This window comes from Anaeromyxobacter dehalogenans 2CP-C, from assembly GCF_000013385.1.
Classification (GTDB): domain Bacteria; phylum Myxococcota; class Myxococcia; order Myxococcales; family Anaeromyxobacteraceae; genus Anaeromyxobacter; species Anaeromyxobacter dehalogenans_B.
The window spans coordinates 3,412,648-3,430,314 of sequence record NC_007760.1 but is presented as its reverse complement, the minus strand read 5'-3'; the positions used below and the strand labels follow the sequence as shown (position 1 = coordinate 3,430,314).

Below are 17,667 nucleotides of genomic sequence, written 5' to 3'. Positions count from 1 at the left end.
CAGCGCTTCAGCCACGCCCTGCGAGCGCACCAGGGCCCTGTGCCCCAGCGATTCCACTCGCGCAAGCCGCTCTCCACTCCGACACCGTCAAGCCCGCAGATCGTTCCCGTTGGGCCGCAAGCGTTCACTGATGGTGACCCGCTCCTCGCCGCCCCGCACGCGTCCCCGCGCCCCACGCTCCGCCCTCAGGTTTCTCGCAAGCCGATCCCGCGTCCCCCGCCCACGGCCAATCAGCACCGCCCCCGACCCCGTCGCGCCCTCATTGCCCAAAGAACAGAAAGGGCCCGGCGTCGCCGCCGGGCCCTCAAGCAATGCGCCTACGTTCAGCGACTCAGATCAGCCCGTGCGCCACCATCGCCTTGGCCACCTTGATGAACCCGGCGATGTTCGCGCCCACCACGTAGTTGCCCGGGGCGCCGAACTCCTCGGCGGTCTCGTAGCAGTTCTGGTGGATGTTCTTCATGATGTTCGCGAGCCGCTTCTCGGTGTACTCGAACGTCCAGCTGTCGCGGGTCGCGTTCTGCTGCATCTCGAGCGCGCTCGTGGCGACGCCGCCGGCGTTGGCGGCCTTGCCCGGCCCGTAGGAGATCTTCGCGTCGAGGAACACCTTGATGCCCTCGGGCGTGGTGGGCATGTTCGCGCCCTCGCCGACCGCGACGCAGCCGTTCTTCACCAGCGTCCTGGCGTCGTGGCCGTTGATCTCGTTCTGGGTGGCGGACGGCATCGCCACCTGGCACGGGATCTCCCAGATGTTGCCGCCGGCGACGTAGCGGGCGTGGCCGCGGTACTCGACGTAGTCCTTGATGCGGCGCCGCTCGACCTCCTTCAGCTGCTTCACGAGGTCGAGGTCGATGCCCTTCTCGTCGAGGATGTAGCCGTTCGAGTCGGAGCAGGCGACCACGCGGCCGCCGAGCTGGGTGATCTTCTCGATGGTGTAGATGGCCACGTTGCCGGAGCCGGACACCACGCAGCGCTTGCCCTCGAAGGAGTCCTTCCGGACCTTCAGCATCTCCTCGACGAAGAACGTCGCGCCGTAGCCGGTGGCCTCGGTGCGCACCAGGGAGCCGCCGTAGTCGAGCCCCTTGCCGGTGAGCACGCCCGCCTCGTACCGCGAGGTGAGGCGCTTGAACTGACCGTACATGTAGCCGATCTCGCGGCCGCCCACGCCGATGTCGCCGGCGGGCACGTCGGTGGTGTCGCCGATGTACCGCCACAGCTCGGTCATGAAGCTCTGGCAGAACCGCATGATCTCGTTGTCCGACTTGCCCTTGGGGTCGAAGTCGGAGCCGCCCTTGCCGCCGCCGATGGGCAGGCCGGTGAGCGCGTTCTTGAAGATCTGCTCGAACCCGAGGAACTTGATGATCCCCAGGTAGACGGACGGGTGGAAGCGCAGGCCGCCCTTGTACGGGCCGAGCGAGCTGTTGTACTGGACGCGGAAGCCGCGGTTGACGTGGACCTCACCGCGGTCGTCCTGCCACGGCACGCGGAAGATGATCTGCCGCTCCGGCTCGCAGATGCGCTCGATGATCTTGCGCTCGCGGAACTCGGGGTACTTCGCGAGCACGGGCCCGAGCGTCTCGAGCACCTCCCGCACCGCCTGGTGGAACTCGGCCTCGCCCGGGTTGCGGCGAAGCACGTCCTGGTACATCGACTCCAGCCTCTCATCCATCTTGTTGGTCATGCTCTCCCTTTCGTTGCGGGCGCGATCCCGCGTTCGAAGATCGGGCAGTCTGCACGCTCCGCAGGCACCTGAGAAGGGGCCGGGCCCGGAAATCGACTGATCCGATCGAGGGAGGACCGGCGCGGCGGGCGCGGCGCGTGATCACCGTGCGTGAGTGCGCGCCGCGCGCCCGCCCGCGCCCGCGCCGGTGCCGGGCGCCGGCGCGGGGAGGGTGGGGCCTCAGAAGTGGACGGCGTGCGCGCGCGCGGCGTTCGACCGGAACAGCTCCAGCCAGCCCGGGCCGCTCATCCGCTCGGCGAGCGCGATGGCGAGGTGCTTCGGCTGGACGCCCATGGGCGCGTTGCGGCCCAGGCCCTGGACGCACGACGGGCAGTTCGTGAGCACCGTGGCGCCGCCGGGCCGGGTCTCGAGCGCCTCGGCGAACGCGGCGCGCTTCCGGTGCAGCATGGCGTCGGTGATGTCCGGCCGCGAGAGCGTGAGCGTGCCGGCCTCGGAGCAGCAGTGCGGCACGGCCTCGACCTTGCCGAACCCGCCGATCTTCACCAGCACCTCCTGCGCCTTGCCGTCGAGCGAGTCGTGGCAGGGCGCGTGGTACAGGAAGTCGCCCCCGGTCCCCTCGAGCTTCAGCCCGCGCTCCAGCGCGTAGCGGCTCACGTCCACCAGCCGCCCGCCGAAGATCCGCCCCGCCTCCATCTCCGCCAGCCCCTCGCGGCAGGTGCCGCAGGTCACGATGCAGGCGTCGAACTGGAGGTGCGCGAACATGTCGCGGATCTGGCTGAACAGGATGGTGTCGCGCAGCACCGTCTGCGAGTAGGTGTCCGCCTTCCCGTTCACCTTCTGCGGGAACCCGCAGCACATGAACGGCGGCGGCAGGATCACCCGCGTGCGCAGCTCGGTGAGCACGTGGATGGCGGCCATCGAGATGTGCGACTGGAGCCGCTCCGAGCCGCAGCCCGGGAAGTAGAACACGGTCCGCTCGGCCTCGGCGCCGCCGCCCGGCTCGAACACCAGCACCTGGTCCTGCTCGCAGGCGGGGAGCACGTCGTGCAGCGTCTCCGGCGGCGCCGGCGGCATGGGCGCGCGCAGGAGCTGGAGCGGGTAGAGCCGCGGCGCGGCGTCCTTCGGCTGGAACGGCGCCGTCACCTCGCAGCCGGCCCGCTGCAGCGCGCCGCCGATCTGCACCACCGTGGCGCGGAACGCCCGGTTGTAGGCGGGCGAGCGGCTGTCGAGGTAGCCGAGCGTGGCGCGCGTCGCCGCGGTGGAGCGCTTGTAGCCCCAGCTCGCCAGGATCTCGCGCTCCAGGATCGACACCTTGCCCGAGTCGATGTCCACCGGGCAGGGCTTCAGGCACTTGTGGCAGATGGTGCAGTGGTCGGCGACCTCCTCCAGCCACCGCAGCAGCTCGAAGCGCGTGGAGCGCTTGCGCTGGGCGTCGTAGAGCAGCGCCTCGATCAGCGAGCCGATCGCCAGGTTCTTGTTGCGCGGGTGGAAGAACATGCCGCGCGCCGGGTGGTACACGCAGCAGTCCGGCTTGCACTTGCCGCAGCGGACGCAGTGCGCGATGGCGCGGGCCAGCTCCTCCAGCTGGCCGTGCTGGAGGATGCGCGCCTCCAGCTCGAGGAGGTTGAACGACGGCGTGAAGACGCGGTCGAGCACGTCCACGTCCTCGAGCTTGCCCGGGTTCATCAGCCCGCCGGGATCCACGTCGCGCCGGTGCGCCGACAGCTCCTCGATGCGCTCGGGCTCCAGGTACTTCAGCTTGGTGATGCCGATGCCGTGCTCGCCGGAGACCACGCCCCCGAGCGACACGACCTTCTCCATCACCACGTCGAGCACGTGCTCGGTCCGCCGCAGCATGGGGCGGTCGTTGGACAGCACCGGGATGTTCACGTGGACGTTGCCGTCGCCCGCGTGCATGTGCGTCGCGAGCACCACCAGCCGGTCGCGCACCTCCTGGTGCGCCCGGTCCACCGCGCGGGTCAGCTCGGGCCAGCCGCGCATCAGCTTGGCGAGATCGCGGCGGAAGTCCTCCAGCAGCGCCAGCGCGCGCAGGTCCTTCGGGCCGGCGCGGGTGATGGCGTCGCGGGCGCGGGCGCAGCGCTCCAGCGCGGCGGGGATCTTGCCGGCGAGCCACTCCGGGTCCTCGCGCGGCGGCTCGGTGGTCCGCAGCAGCTCCTCGGCCCGGTCCACCAGCCGGCCCTGCGCGTACCGCTCCTCCTCCACGTTCATGTCCTCGACGAACCGCGCGAACCCGGCCAGCTGGTCGAGCGGGAGGACGATGTCCTCGTTCATCTTGAACGCGTTGGTGCGCCGGGCGATGGCGCCCAGCTTCTTGCGGTCGGCCCAGAAGCGCTTGCCCTCGGCCGCGTCGCGCGCCTCGAACAGCTCGGTGTTGGGGTGCTCGTCGAGGATCCCGCGGATGGTGCCCACGCCGCGCGCCGCCTCCTCGGCCGAGTGGCCCACCACGTCGATGAGCAGCACCGCCCGCGGCGTGTCGGCCCGCGCGGCCTTCACCTTGTAGTCGATGGCGCGGACGTACTCGTCGTCGAAGTGCTCCAGCGCGGTGAGCGTCTCCTTCCCGTCGTTCGGGAACGGGAACGCGCGGGCGAGCTGGAGGATCACCCGGGAGGCCTCGTCGAAGTCCGGACCGAAGAACTCCAGGCACAGCGTCCGCTTCACCTCGAACTCGGGGTAGAGGATGAACTCCGCCGAGGTGATGACGCCGTCGGTGCCCTCCTTCTGCAGCCCCGGCACGCCGCCCAGCGCCTTGTTGGTGATGTCCTTCCAGAGCCCCTTCTTGCGGACGTCGGCGCCGCGCAGCGCGACCGTCTTCACCACCGCGCCGTCCTGGTCGGTCACCTCGAAGGTGACCGTGTCCTCCGGGAGGATCTTGCGGAGCTGGTGATCGGTGCGCCGGACCGTCCAGAGCCGGCCGGACGGCATCGCCATCCGCCAGGAGATCAGGTTGTCGATGCAGGTGCCCCACTGCACGCAGTCCTTGCCGCCGGCGTTCTCGGCGATGTTGCCGCCGATGGTGCAGGCCCAGGCGCTGGTGGGGTCGGTCGCGAACACCAGGCCGCGCGCGGCGGCGTGCTCCATGGCCGTCTCGGTGACCACGCCGGCCTCGAGGTCCACCACCTGCGCGGCCGCGGTCCGGCCGTCCGCCAGCGTGAGGTCGCGCTGCGAGACGCCGCGGATCCGGTTCAGCTTCTCGGTGTTCACCACCACGCAGCCGGGCCGCAGCGGGACGGCGCCGCCGGTGAGGCCGGTGCCCCCGCCGCGCGGGATGGCCTTGAGGCCCAGCCGCGCGATCCCCGCCAGCACCGGCGCGACCTGGCGCTCGTCGTCGGGCATCACCACCGCGACCGGCAGGTGCAGGCGCCAGTCGGTGGCGTCGGTGGCGTGCGACACGAGCGTGAACGGGTCGAACAGCACCGCGTCCTTGCCCACCACCGCGCCCAGCTCGCGCTGCAGCCGGCGCCGCAGCTCCGGGGTCCCGTCCACCTCCTGGCGGAACGCGGCGAGCAGCTGGCGGCTCTCCGAGAGGACCTCCAGCACCCGGGCCTCGCCGCTGGCGTTCTTCTCGACCAGGCCGAGGTCGGTCTCGATGTTCGAGAAGAAGCGGCGGCGCCGGGCGCGGGACTCGACCAGCTCCTGGAACAGGAAGGGGTTGCGCCGGTGGATCAGGATCTCCCCGAAGAACCGCATCAGCAGGCGCGCGCTGCGGCCGGTGACGCGCAGCCCGCGGAGCTCCTCGAGCTTCTGCCAGACGTGCGGACCGAGCAGGTGGGAGATGGCCTGGCGGTCGTCGGCCGAGGTGTAGTTGAACGGGATCTCGCGGGGGGAGGTGCTGGCCGTCATCGTCGAGGTGCCTTCGGAGGGGTTCCACGGCCCCATGTGGAGCGGAGCTGGCGAAGATAGCAGCTTTCGTGCCGCGCGTCTTCGACGTAGCCCCTGCTTTTTCGCGGGGTTGGCTCCACCTCGCGCGCCGGGGAGCCGGCAAGCTTTTCGCGCGCGCGCACGCCTGGGGACACGGGGGCGGGGTCGCCGGGCCGAGGGACTACCCCCAACGCGCCGCCCGGGGGACTGTGCCGCCCGGGGGAGTCGAGGGGGAAACCGGATGGGCGCGCGCTGGAGCCCGGCGCTGGAGCTCGGTCACGACGTGATCGACCGGCAGCATCAGGAGCTGTTCCGCAGGTACGAGTCGCTGGTCCAGGCCCTGGCGCGCGGGGATCGCGCCGAGGTCGCGCCGCTGTTCGAGTTCCTGGGCAGCTACGTGGTCGAGCACTTCGCGGACGAGGAGCGGATCATGTCCGAGACCGCGTTCCCGGGGCTGACCGTGCACAAGGCCTCCCACGACCGGTTCGTGCGCGAGTACCACGCGCTGCGCGAGCTGTTCGAGCGGGCCGGGCCGACCGCCGCCATCGCGGTGCGCGCGGAGACCTGGATCGCCGACTGGCTGGCCACGCACATCGGCGCGACCGACGCGCACCTGGCGCGGCACCTGCGGGGAACCCGGTGAGCCGGGCTGCGGCGCCGTTGCCGTGGCGGCGACGGCGGGGACCGGGGATACTGGGCGCGCCATGGTGATCGAGTGGACGCCGTCGCTCTCGGTGGGGGTGGCCGAGATCGACGCCCAGCACCAGGAGCTGTTCCGCCGGGCCGCGCGCCTGATCGTGGCGCTGCGCGCCGGGGACCGCACCGAGGTCCAGCCGCTGCTCGAGTTCCTCGCCGACTACGTGATCGAGCACTTCGAGGCCGAGGAGCGGGAGATGCGGGCGGCCGGGTTCCCGGAGTACGCCGCGCACAAGGCCGCCCACGACGCGTTCCGCCGCGACTTCGAGGAGCTGGCGGGCGAGGTCCAGCGCAGCGGCGCCAGCCCGCTCGCCGCGCTGACGCTGCACAACTGGATCTCCGACTGGCTCCGGCGGCACATCGCCGGCGTGGACCAGGAGCTCGGGCGCTACCTGCTGGCCCGCGGCTAGCGGAGCGCGCGCGACGCCGCCGGCCCCGGCGCGGCCGCTTCACCGTCCGTCTCGTGGACCGCTCCGGTCGCCGACCGGAGAATCACGCGCCGCCCTGCCGCGCCCCCTCGACACGGTGCGGCAGGCTGTGCTCCACTTCCCAGCCCGACGCCGAACCGCTGGACCGAGCCGAGCCCGTGACGCCCGACTTGATCCTCGACGCCCCGTTCCTCGCCCGCCCCAGAGCGGACGGCGATCGCCATCGACTCTCCACCTCGCCAACGGCGCGCGCCCCGCGTGCGCGCGCCGCTTCGTCGTCCCGGAGCCCGACATGACGATCCCGTTCAAGCGCGTGATGGCCGCGAACCGCGGCGAGATCGCGATCCGGATCTTCCGAGCCTGCACCGAGCTCGGCATCCAGACCATCGCCATCTACTCGGAGGAGGACCGCCTCTCGCTGCACCGCTACAAGGCCGACGAGGCGTACCTCGTCGGCAAGGGCAAGCCGCCCATCGACGCCTACCTCGGCATCGAGGAGATCGTGGAGCTGGCGAGGCGGCTGGAGGTGGACGCGATCCACCCGGGCTACGGCTTCCTCTCCGAGAACCCGGAGTTCTCCGAGGCCTGCGAGCGGGCCGGCATCGCGTTCGTCGGCCCGACCTCCGAGATGCAGCGCAAGCTGGGCGACAAGGTGGCCGGGCGCAAGGCCGCGCAGGCCGCCGGCGTGCCGGTGGTCCCCGGCACCCCCGAGCCCATCCTCCACGACGAGGAGGCGCTCATCTTCGCGAAGCAGCACGGCTACCCCATCATCGTCAAGGCGAGCGCCGGCGGCGGCGGCCGCGGCATGCGCGTGGCGCGCAGCCAGAAGGAGCTGCTGGAGGGGCTGGTCTCGGCGCGCAGCGAGGCCCGCGCCGCGTTCGGCAACGCGGCGGTGTTCCTGGAGCGCTACATCGAGCGCCCCAAGCACATCGAGGTCCAGGTGCTGGGCGACCACCACGGCAACCTCGTCCACCTGTTCGAGCGCGACTGCTCCATCCAGCGCCGCCACCAGAAGGTGGTCGAGTTCGCGCCGTCGCTCGCGCTCACCGAGGCGCAGCGCGAGGCCATCTGCGGCGACGCGCTGAAGATCGCGCGGTCGGTGAGCTACCGGAACGCCGGCACGGTGGAGTTCCTGGTCGATCAGCAGGGGCACCACTACTTCATCGAGGTCAACCCGCGCATCCAGGTCGAGCACACCGTCACCGAGAGCATCACCGGCCGGAACCTGGTGCAGGCGCAGATCCTGGTGGCGCAGGGCAAGCGCCTCTCCGACCCGGAGATCGGCATCGCGCGGCAGCAGGACGTGCAGCGGCGCGGCTTCGCGGTGCAGTGCCGCATCACCACCGAGGACCCGCAGAACGGCTTCGCGCCCGACTACGGCGTGCTGAAGGCGTACCGCTCGCCGGGCGGCTTCGGCGTCCGGCTCGACGCCGGCTCGGCGTTCGGCGGCGCGGTGATCACGCCCCACTACGACTCGCTGCTGGTGAAGATCACCACCTGGGGCCTGACGCTCGACGCCGCGGCGCACGTCATGGACCGCTCCCTGCAGGAGTTCCGCGTACGCGGGGTGAAGACCAACATCGCGTTCCTCGAGAACGTGATGCGCCACCCGGTGTTCCTGACCGGCCGCTGCGACACCTCCTTCATCGAGGCCCACCCCGAGCTGCTGGCGCGGTCGGAGCGGAAGGACCGCGGCACCAAGCTCCTGCGCTACCTCGCCGACGTGACCGTGAACGGCTCGCCCGGCGTGTCGCGCGCCACCCGGCCCGCCGAGATCCGCGAGCCGCGCGTGCCCCGGGTGGACCTGTCGCGGCCGCGCCCGAAGGGCACCCGCGACATCCTGCTGGAGCGCGGGCCCGAGGGGCTGGCGCGCTGGGTGCTCGCCGAGAAGCGGCTGCTGTTCACCGACACCACGCTCCGCGACGCGCACCAGTCGCTGCTCGCCACCCGCGTGCGCACGCACGACATGCTCCGCGTCGCGCCCGCGACGAGCGTGCTCGGGGCCGGGCTGTTCTCGCTGGAGATGTGGGGCGGGGCCACCTTCGACGTCGCCATGCGCTTCCTGCGCGAGGACCCGTGGGAGCGGCTCCACAAGCTGCGCAAGGAGATCCCGAACGTCCTGTTCCAGATGCTGCTCCGCGGCTCGAACGCGGTCGGCTACACGAACTACCCGGACAACGTGGTCGAGCGCTTCGTGGAGGAGGCGGCCCGCTCCGGCGTGGACGTGTTCCGCGTGTTCGACGCGCTGAACTGGACCCGGGGCATGCAGGTCGCCATGGAGGCGGTGCGCCGGCAGGGCAAGGTCTGCGAGGCGGCCGTCTGCTACACCGGCGACATCGACGACCCGCGGCGCGACAAGTACCCGCTCGACTACTACGTGAAGCTCGCGAAGGAGCTGGAGCGGATGGGCGCCCACTTCCTCGCCGTGAAGGACATGGCGGGCCTGCTGAAGCCGTTCGCCGCCGCGAGGCTGGTGAAGGCGCTCAAGGACGCGGTGGGCCTGCCGGTGCACCTCCACACCCACGACACCTCCGGCGTGGCCTCCGCCACGCTGCTCGAGGCGACCAAGGCCGGGGTGGACGTGGTGGACGCGGCGCTGTCGCCGCTCTCCGGCCTCACCGCGCAGCCGAACCTGAACTCGCTCGCGGCGGTGCTGGAGGGGAGCGCCTGGGACCCGAAGCTCGATCGCGACGGGCTGCAGCAGCTCGCGAGCTACTGGGAGACGGTGCGGGACTGGTACGCGCCGTTCGAGTCGGGGCTCAAGAGCGGGACCGCCGAGGTCTACCGGCACGAGATCCCGGGCGGCCAGTACTCCAACTACAAGCCGCAGGTGGCCGGGCTCGGCCTCCTCGACCGGTGGGAGGAGTGCAAGGACATGTACCGGAAGGTGAACCTGCTGTTCGGGGACATCGTGAAGGTGACGCCGTCGTCGAAGGTCGTCGGCGACATGGCCATGTTCCTGGTGAAGAACGGGCTCGAGCCGGAGGACCTGTTCACCGAGAAGGCGAACGACCTCGCGTTCCCGGAGTCGGTGGTGGGGCTCGCCCGCGGCATGCTGGGCCAGCTGCACGGCGGGTTCCCGGAGCGGCTCCGCGAGGTCATCCTGCGCGGGCAGGAGCCCATCACCTGCCGGCCCGGGGAGCTGCTCGAGCCGGCCGACCTCGAGCTGGAGCGGCGCAAGGCGGCGGAGCGGGTGGGGCACCCGGTGGACGACAGGGCGCTCGTGTCCTGGCTGCTCTACCCGAACGTCTGGCCGGAGCTCTCGCGCCACCGCGAGACGTTCTCCGACACCTCGGTCGTCCCGACGCCGGTGTTCTTCTGGGGCCTCGAGCCGGGCCAGGAGACCAGCATCGAGATCGAGCCGGGCAAGACGCTCATCGTGAAGCTGGTCTCGATCGGCAAGCTCGAGAAGGACGGCACCCGCGACCTGATCTTCGAGCTGAACGGGGAGGGGCGCACCATCAACGTGCGCGATCAGTCGGCCACGCAGGCCTCCGCGGCCCGCGTGAAGGCCGAGCGCGGCAACCCGGCGCACGTGGGCGCGCCCATGCCGGGCAAGGTGCTGAAGGTGAACGTGAAGCCGGGCGACGAGGTGAAGGCCGGCGCGGTCCTGCTCGTCACCGAGGCGATGAAGATGGAGACGAACGTCAAGGCGAAGGGCGACTGCCGCGTCGCCGAGGTCCGCTTCAAGGAGGGCGACAAGGTCGAGAAGGAGGACCTGCTCGTCGTCCTCGGCTGACGCGCGCCCGCCCGCCGCGCCGGTGAAGACGTGAGGGGCGGCCCCCGCGCGGAGCCGCCCCTCACCCCCGTCCGTGCACTACGGCCGGTACACGCCCCCGTCCAGCGTCTTCCCCTCGCCGTCGATCGTCACCGCGCCGGCAGCGCCGGCCGGCGTGCCCGCGCCGCCGCGCGCGGTGAGCGGCGCCGTGACCAGGGTCGGCGCGGTGGAGGAGAGCAGCTCGACGGACCCGCCGATGCCGCCCGCCATCGCGGCCGACGCGCCGCCGTCCACGGTCACCGCGCCGCAGGCCACCTGCGAGCCCGCCAGCTGGACGTGGCCGCCCACGCCGCCCTCGCCGGCGCCGCCGGCGCCCCCGGCGGCGCGCAGCGCGGCCTCCATCCGGATGCCGTCCGCGGCCACCGGCGCGGCCGCCGCCAGCGTCGGCACGCTCGCGCCGTCCACGCCGATCCAGCCGCCGTTCCCGCCGCCGTCCGCGCCGTCGCCGCCGCTCGCGTCCACCGCGCCGGTCCCCACCTCGACCCGCACGTCGCCGTCGGCGAAGCCCTCCTGCCTCACCACCACCGCGCCGGCGTCGCCGCCCACGGTGCCGTCGCCGCCGCCCGCGTCGAGCTGGGCGAGCACCACCGCGCGCACCGCGTCGGTCGAGCCGGTGGCGTACACGTCCACCGCGCCGCCGGGGCCGCCGGGCCCGCTCTGCGCGCGCCCGCCGCGCGCCCGCAGCAGGCCGATCGCGAGCGCACGTCCGTCGGAGGCCTCGAGGTCCACCGCCGCGGCGCCACCGCCGGGCCCGTCCACGGTCGCGGCGCCGCCCGACGCGTCCAGCTCGCCGGCGCTGAACGTGTCGCCCACGCTGCAGCCGGACAGGTACACGTACCCGCCGTCGCCGCCGCCGCTGGTGCCGTCGCCGCCGCGCGCGAGGATGCGGCCGGTGTTGTGGGCGTCGCAGGTGCCGCCCTCGCCCCAGTTGCCCCACAGCGACGCGGCGATCGCGTAGCCGCCGGACCCGTCGGTGCCCTCGCCGCCGGACCCGTCGATGATCCCGGAGTTCACCACGGGTCCATTGGCGGTGGCGAGGTCCAGCTCGCCGGCGTGGCCGCCGGACAGGCCGCGGCCGCCGCGCGCGACGATGGCGCCGGCGTTCACGATGGCGCCCGAGACGCGCACCATCACGCCGCCCGACGCGAGGCCGTCGGCGGCCGAGTCGGGGGGCGTGCCGTCGATCCGGCCGCCCGGGGACACGTGCAGCGCCGCGGCCCGGAGCGAGATCGCCGCGGTGGACTGATCGGCCTCGAGGACGGGGGGCCTGATCGTGCCGTCCACGCGGATCGCGCCGCTCACCTCGACGTACGCCTCGAAGGACTCGCCCGGATCCAGCGTGAGCGTCGCCCCGGCCTTCACCCAGAGGCCCGTCGCCGGGTTCGCGCCGTCGTCGCCCAGGAGCTCACCCGCGACCGGCGCGAGCGCCGTGTCGGCGGCGATGGTCCGCGGGTTCTCGCCCAGGTCGGGCGCGGGCACCGTCGGGATCGCGAGCCCGGGCGGCGCGACGCCGGGGTGGACCACGGCGCCGCCGCCCGGCGTGACGGACACGATGAACGCGCCGCCGGCGCCGCCGGCGCCGGTGCGGCCGGTGCCGCCGCGCGCGCCGATCGCCGGGATCGCGGCGGAGGGGCTGCCGCCGTCGCCGCCCGAGCAGGCGGCGAGCGCGAGCGCGCAGGCGAGGGAGGTGAAGGTCCTGAGGTGCAAACGGATCACGGTGGTCCTCTCGGCCCGCCCGCGAGGTGCGGGCACGGGGCCGCGCAGGAATGCCCGGACGCGGTGCGCCGGTCGAGCGGGCGCCGGGGGTCCTGGCCGGGGGGCCAGTAGGCCGGCACGGTCACGCGTGACGCGGGCAAGGGACGCCCGCGCGGGGCGCCGACGTGGACCGACCCGGGGGCTGGCTGGCGCGGCTGCCGCGCCCCGTTATCTCCGGTCCGTCACCCTCGTGCACCCGGAGCGCCATGCTCGAGCACACCACTGCAGCGGCGAAGGCGGGGGGCGGCCGCGCGGCCGCATCCCCGCTCGTCAACGATTTTTCCATCCAGGTCGCCACCGCGAACGGCTCGGGCTCGCAGAGCTCCAACACCGTCCTGCTGCGCGCGCTCTTCCAGATGGGCATCCCGGTCTCGGGCAAGAACCTGTTCCCCTCCAACATCGCGGGGCTTCCGACCTGGTACACGGTCCGGGCCTCGAAGGACGGCTGGGTCGCGCGCAAGAAGGAGATCGACCTGCTCGTGGCGATGAACCCGGAGACCGCGCGCGAGGACGTGCGCGCGCTCTCGCCGGGCGCGGCGGTGGTCTACGACGCGCCGCTCGGCCTCGCCTCGCTGCGCGACGACCTGGTGTTCTACCCGGTCCCGTTCGACGAGGTGGTCGCGCCCGTCGCGAGCGAGGCCCGGCTCCGCAAGCTCCTCCGGAACATGGCGTACGTGGGCGTCCTGGCGCGGCTGCTCGGCATCGAGCTCGCCGAGGTCGAGCGCGCCATCGGGCGCGTCTTCGGGCAGAAGGCGAAGGCGCGCGAGCTGAACGTGGCCGCGGCGCGCGCCGGCTTCGAGCACGCCGGGGCGCTGGAGAAGCGCGACCGCCTGTCGGTCCGGCGCATGGACGCGACCGCGGGGAAGCTCATCGTGGACGGGAACTCGGCGGCGGCGCTCGGGGCGCTGTTCGCCGGCGTGACCGTGGTGGCCTGGTACCCGATCACGCCCTCGTCCTCGCTCGTCGAGACGCTCATCGGGCACCTCCGCGAGCACCGCGTGGACGCCGACGGCCGGGCCACCTACGCGGTCGTCCAGGCCGAGGACGAGCTGGCCGCGGTGGGCATGGCCATCGGCGCCGGCTGGGCCGGCGCGCGCGCCATGACGGCGAGCGCCGGGCCGGGCCTGTCGCTCATGGCCGAGTTCGTGGGGCTCGCCTACTACGCCGAGATCCCGGTGGTGATCTTCGACGTGCAGCGCGTCGGGCCGTCCACCGGGCTGCCCACCCGCACGTCGCAGGGGGACGTGCTCTCCACCGCGTTCCTCTCGCACGGCGACACGCAGCACGTGCTGCTGTTCCCGGGCTCCGTCGAGGAGTGCTTCTCGATGGGCGTGGAGGCGTTCGACGTCGCCGAGCGGCTGCAGACCCCGGTGTTCGTGATGACCGATCTCGACCTCGGGATGAACAACTGGATGGCGGACCCGTTCCCGTACCCCGACCGCCCCCTCGACCGCGGCAAGGTGCTCTCGAAGGAGGACCTCGACCGCCTCGGCGGCTTCGCCCGCTACCGCGACGTGGACGGCGACGGGATCGGCTGGCGCACGCTGCCCGGGACCGATCACCCGCGCGCCGCGTACTTCACCCGCGGCACCGGCCACGACGACGCCTCGGCCTACAGCGAGAGCCCGGCCGTGTTCGAGGAGAACATGGCGCGGCTGGCGCGGAAGCTCGACGGGGCGCGGGCGATCCTTCCGGCGCCGGAGCGGCACGGCGGCGGGAAGGCGCCGGTGGGCATCGTCGCCTACGGCTCCTCGCACCCGGCCATCCTGGAGGCGCGCGCGCAGCTCGCGGCCGAGGCGGGCCTCGACACCGACTACCTGCGCGTCCGCGCCTACCCGTTCTCGCGCGAGGTGGAGGCGTTCGTGCGCGCGCACGACCGGGTCTACGTGGTGGAGCAGAACCGCGACGGCCAGCTCGCCGCGCTGCTGAAGCTGGATCTCCCCACCGAGCTGGTGCCGCGGCTGCGCGGCATCGCCCACGTGCACGGGCTCCCGCTGGACGCGCGCTCGGTGACCGACGAGCTGCTCGCGAAGGAGGCGAGGTGACCATGGCCGCTCCCGTTCCCCCCGGCGGCGCCGCCGCGCGGCAGAACCGCCTCGGCCTCGCGCTCGCGGACTACAAGGGCGGCAAGACCACCCTGTGCGCCGGCTGCGGCCACAACTCCATCTCCGAGCGGCTGCTCGAGGCCATGTTCGACCTGGGCGTCCCGCCGGAGCGGGTGGCCAAGTTCTCCGGCATCGGCTGCTCGTCCAAGACCCCCGCCTACTTCATGAGCCGCTCGCACGCGTTCAACGCCGTGCACGGGCGCATGCCGGCGGTCGCGACCGGCGCGCTGCTCGCGAACCGGACGCTCGTCGGGGTGGGCGTGTCCGGCGACGGCGACACCGCCTCCATCGGCATCGGGCAGTTCGCGCACCTCATGCGGCGCAACCTGCCCATCCTCTACGTCATCGAGGACAACGGCGTGTACGGCCTCACCAAGGGCCAGTTCTCCGCCACCGCCGACGTCGGCTCGCGCCTGAAGAGCGGCGTCGCGAACGAGCTGCCGCCCATCGACACCTGCGCGCTCGCGATCCAGCTCGGCGCCACCTTCGTCGGCCGCTCGTTCTCCGGCGACAAGCGCCAGCTCTCGGCCATGCTCAAGGCGGCCATCTCGCACCGCGGCACCGCCATGCTCGACGTGCTCTCGCCCTGCGTCACCTTCAACGACCACGAGGGCTCGACGCGCTCGTTCGCCTACGTGAAGGAGCACGACGCGCCGCTGCAGGAGCTGTCGTACGTGCCGGCGTACGAGGAGGTGGCGGTGGACTACGACCCCGGCACCACGGTGGACGTCGAGCTGCACGACGGCGCGCACCTGCGGCTGCGGAAGCTGGAGGAGGGGTTCGATCCGCGCGACCGCGCCCGCGCGGTGGCGCGGCTGATGGAGGCGTCCGCGCGCGGCGAGGTCCTGACCGGCCTGTTCTTCGTGGACGCGAAGGCGGCCTCGCTGACGGACCAGCTCCGGATGGTGGACGCGCCGCTGGCGACGCTGCCGGAGGCGCGGGTGCGGCCGCCGCCGGCGGTGCTCGAGGGGATCATGGCGTCGCTGCGCTGAGGAGCCGCGGCCAGACGCGCCAGCTGCAGGCCCCCTGCGCGTCCTGCTGCGCCACCGTCCCGTCCCAGCCCTGGTCCACCGCGCCGGTGGTGCAGGCGCCGGCGCCGGGTCGTCGCAGCCAGATCCGCCCGCACAGGCGCCCCGACGGCGCGCGCAGCTCGATCGCCTGGGCGCAGTCGTCCGCGGCCTCGCCGGGCGGCGGCAGCAGCGCGTAGCCGGCGTTGCCGCGGGTGAAGCGCAGCGTCCAGGCGGCGCGGCCGGCCAGCCAGCCGGGGAGCGGCGCGCTGGCGGTCGCGAGCCGCGGGTAGGCGCGCCGGAACGCGCCGTCGGCGCGGAGCGCGAGCGCGCCGTCGAGCAGCGGCACCAGCTCGAGCTCGTGCCGCGGCGCCTCCGAGCCCGTCAGGTCGCTCGAGCGCTCCACCAGCTCGGCGGCGGCGAGCACGCCGCCGTCGCCGCCGAGCCAGGCGACGTCCACCCAGGCGGACCGCTGCCACACCGCGAGCGCCTCGCCGCCGCGCGAGACGCCGCCCACCAGGAACGTCACGTCGGGCTCGCTGCGCGCGCCGAAGCGGGGCGGAGCGCTCCAGCGCGGCGCGCCGGCGGCGTCGAGGCGCTGCGCGTGGAGGATGCTCCAGTGGTTGCCGGCCACGGCGGTGTCTGCCACCAGCGCGAGCGCGCCGCCGGAGGGATCGCCGGCCAGGCTCCAGCCGCGGAGCAGCGCCTGCGCCGGGTCGCCGGAGACGGTCTCGGCGCGCGCGGGGACGCCGTCGGGGGCGAGGGCGACGACGCGCACCGCCGGGCCGCCCGGAGCCGCGTCGTCCTGCACGCCGCCGAGCCAGCCGGAGGGCTGCGCCAGGAGCGGCCAGGCCCGGAACGTCCCGCCGGGCGCGCCGGCCGCGTCGAACACCTGCCAGCTCGCGCCCCTGCCGTCGCGCGCGGAGGCGGCCACCTGCCCGGTTCCGTCGGACAGCGCGGCGCCGCAGGTCGCGCCGGCCGGCGCGCTGCGCGAGATGGGCACCGGCTCGGGCGCGCCCTCCGGCACCAGGCCGGCGCACTCGCCGGCCGCGTCCAGCCGCTCGATGGTGAGGGCCGCGGACGGGGCGGCGGAGGGCGGCACCGGCGCCGGGTCCGGTGCCGGCTGGGCGGAGGGCGGCGGCGCGGGAGCGGGGCCGCCCCCTCCGCAGGCGAGCGAGAGGGCGAGCACGGCGGGGAGGGCGGTGCGCACGGGCCGAATCTCGGCACGCCGCCCCGCCCGCGCCTGCCCGCCTGGCCGCCCTGCCTGCGGCGAACCGGGCGGTGCGAACGCGCGCCGGGCGGGTTAGGACGGACGCATGCGCGCGATCCGGTTCCACGAGCACGGCGGCCCCGAGGTCCTGAAGCTGGAAGAGGTGACGGTCGGTGATCCCGGGCCGGGCGAGGCCCGGCTCCGCATCGGCGCCGCGGGCGTGAACTTCGTGGACGTGTACCACCGCTCCGGCCTGTACCCCATGCAGCTCCCGGCCGGCCTGGGCGTCGAGGCGGCGGGGCGGGTGGAGGCGGTGGGGGCGGGGGTGGACCACGTCCGCCCGGGCGATCGCGTCGCGTTCGTGGGCGGGCCGGGCTGCTACGCCGAGGCGCGGGTGGTGCCGGCGGACCGGCTGGTGCGCCTGCCCGACGCGATCTCCGATCGCACCGCCGCTGGCGCGATGCTGAAGGGGCTCACCGCGCAGGTGCTCATCCGGCGCACCTACCCGGTGAAGGCGGGCGACACGGTCCTGTGGCACGCGGCCGCGGGCGGGGTGGGGCTCATCGCGATCCAGTGGCTGAAGGCGCTCGGCGCGACCGTGATCGGCACGGTGGGCAGCGACGAGAAGGCGGCGCTGGCGCGCGCCCACGGCTGCGACCACGTCGTCGTGTACACGCGCGAGGACTTCGTGGCGCGGGTGCGGGAGCTCACCGGCGGCGAGGGCGTGCCGGTGGTGTACGACTCGGTCGGGAAGACCACCTTCGCCGGCTCGATCGACTGCCTGCGGCCGCTCGGCATGATGGTCACGTTCGGCAACGCCTCCGGGCCGGTGCCGCCGGTCGATCCGCTGCTGCTCTCGCGCAAGGGCTCGCTGTTCCTCACGCGGCCGAGCGTGTTCACCTACGTGGCGCGCCGCGCCGACCTGGAGCGCAGCGCCGCCGAGCTGCTCGAGGTGGTCGGCAGCGGGGCGGTGAAGGTGGAGGTCGGCCGGGCGCTGCCGCTGGCGCAGGCGGCCGAGGCGCACCGCGCGCTGGAGGCCCGCGCCACCACCGGCTCGCTGGTGCTCGAGCCCTAGCCGCGCCCCGCGGCGCGGCGCCGATCGCCGCTGACGCGCGGCGTCGCGCACGC

10 protein-coding genes are annotated in these 17,667 nt (G+C 73.6%); 6 read left to right on the top strand and 4 right to left on the bottom strand.

Annotation, left to right across the window (positions count from 1 at the left end; translation table 11 throughout):
- Positions 1 to 331: 331 nt before the first annotated feature.
- Together gdhA and ADEH_RS15615 are read right to left on the bottom strand one after the other, a co-directional pair.
- Positions 332 to 1,681, bottom strand: a complete 1,350-nt coding sequence (gdhA, locus tag ADEH_RS15620; protein ID WP_011422071.1) for an NADP-specific glutamate dehydrogenase — start codon at positions 1,679 to 1,681, stop codon at positions 332 to 334.
- A gap of 219 nt (positions 1,682 to 1,900) precedes the next feature.
- Positions 1,901 to 5,542 (bottom strand): DUF3683 domain-containing protein, encoded by a 3,642-nt coding sequence (locus tag ADEH_RS15615; RefSeq protein WP_011422070.1) that lies wholly within the window; start codon positions 5,540 to 5,542, stop codon positions 1,901 to 1,903.
- A 259-nt stretch (positions 5,543 to 5,801) separates the two neighbouring features.
- Between ADEH_RS15615 and ADEH_RS15610 the strand changes: the two genes are divergently transcribed.
- From ADEH_RS15610 to ADEH_RS15600, 3 genes are all read left to right on the top strand, one after another.
- A complete protein-coding gene (locus ADEH_RS15610) occupies positions 5,802 to 6,203 on the top strand; it encodes a bacteriohemerythrin (RefSeq protein WP_011422069.1) in 402 nt (133 codons plus the stop codon).
- 61 nt (positions 6,204 to 6,264) lie between these two features.
- A complete protein-coding gene (locus ADEH_RS15605; protein ID WP_011422068.1) occupies positions 6,265 to 6,666 on the top strand; it encodes a bacteriohemerythrin in 402 nt (133 codons plus the stop codon).
- A 310-nt stretch (positions 6,667 to 6,976) separates the two neighbouring features.
- The gene (locus tag ADEH_RS15600) at positions 6,977 to 10,423 is read left to right on the top strand and encodes a pyruvate carboxylase (RefSeq protein ID WP_011422067.1); all 3,447 of its coding nucleotides are present in this window, start codon (positions 6,977 to 6,979) and stop codon (positions 10,421 to 10,423) included.
- A gap of 78 nt (positions 10,424 to 10,501) precedes the next feature.
- Here the strand turns inward: ADEH_RS15600 and ADEH_RS15595 are convergent, their stop codons facing one another.
- Positions 10,502 to 12,178 carry a hypothetical protein gene (locus ADEH_RS15595; protein ID WP_011422066.1) on the bottom strand — a complete coding sequence of 559 codons (1,677 nt, stop codon included), beginning with the start codon at positions 12,176 to 12,178 and terminating at the stop codon, positions 10,502 to 10,504.
- Between the two features lie 245 nt (positions 12,179 to 12,423).
- On the opposite strand from ADEH_RS15595, the gene ADEH_RS15590 reads away from it, so the two are divergent.
- Together ADEH_RS15590 and ADEH_RS15585 are read left to right on the top strand one after the other, a co-directional pair.
- A complete protein-coding gene (locus ADEH_RS15590) occupies positions 12,424 to 14,262 on the top strand; it encodes a 2-oxoacid:acceptor oxidoreductase subunit alpha (protein ID WP_011422065.1) in 1,839 nt (612 codons plus the stop codon).
- Between the two features lie 2 nt (positions 14,263 to 14,264).
- Positions 14,265 to 15,314: a 2-oxoacid:ferredoxin oxidoreductase subunit beta gene (locus ADEH_RS15585; RefSeq protein WP_011422064.1), complete on the top strand. Its 1,050-nt coding sequence runs from the start codon at positions 14,265 to 14,267 to the stop codon at positions 15,312 to 15,314.
- Here ADEH_RS15585 and ADEH_RS15580 read toward each other — a convergent pair.
- Positions 15,295 to 16,539 (bottom strand): hypothetical protein, encoded by a 1,245-nt coding sequence (locus ADEH_RS15580; RefSeq protein ID WP_011422063.1) that lies wholly within the window; start codon positions 16,537 to 16,539, stop codon positions 15,295 to 15,297. The genes ADEH_RS15585 and ADEH_RS15580 overlap by 20 nt on opposite strands.
- Before the next feature lie 106 nt (positions 16,540 to 16,645).
- Between ADEH_RS15580 and ADEH_RS15575 the strand changes: the two genes are divergently transcribed.
- Positions 16,646 to 17,614, top strand: coding sequence for a quinone oxidoreductase family protein (locus ADEH_RS15575; protein ID WP_011422062.1), 969 nt, complete (start codon positions 16,646 to 16,648; stop codon positions 17,612 to 17,614).
- The last annotated feature ends 53 nt before the right edge of the window (positions 17,615 to 17,667 follow it).

Excerpts from the sequence above, each read along its gene's own strand:
- gdhA (WP_011422071.1), bottom strand. The coding sequence starts at position 1,681 with ATGACCAACAAGATGGATGAGAGGCTGGAGTCGATGTACCAGGACGTG.
- ADEH_RS15615 (WP_011422070.1), bottom strand. The coding sequence starts at position 5,542 with ATGACGGCCAGCACCTCCCCCCGCGAGATCCCGTTCAACTACACCTCG.
- ADEH_RS15610 (WP_011422069.1), top strand. The coding sequence starts at position 5,802 with ATGGGCGCGCGCTGGAGCCCGGCGCTGGAGCTCGGTCACGACGTGATC.
- ADEH_RS15605 (WP_011422068.1), top strand. The coding sequence starts at position 6,265 with ATGGTGATCGAGTGGACGCCGTCGCTCTCGGTGGGGGTGGCCGAGATC.
- ADEH_RS15600 (WP_011422067.1), top strand. The coding sequence starts at position 6,977 with ATGACGATCCCGTTCAAGCGCGTGATGGCCGCGAACCGCGGCGAGATC.
- ADEH_RS15590 (WP_011422065.1), top strand. The coding sequence starts at position 12,424 with ATGCTCGAGCACACCACTGCAGCGGCGAAGGCGGGGGGCGGCCGCGCG.
- ADEH_RS15585 (WP_011422064.1), top strand. The coding sequence starts at position 14,265 with ATGGCCGCTCCCGTTCCCCCCGGCGGCGCCGCCGCGCGGCAGAACCGC.
- ADEH_RS15575 (WP_011422062.1), top strand. The coding sequence starts at position 16,646 with ATGCGCGCGATCCGGTTCCACGAGCACGGCGGCCCCGAGGTCCTGAAG.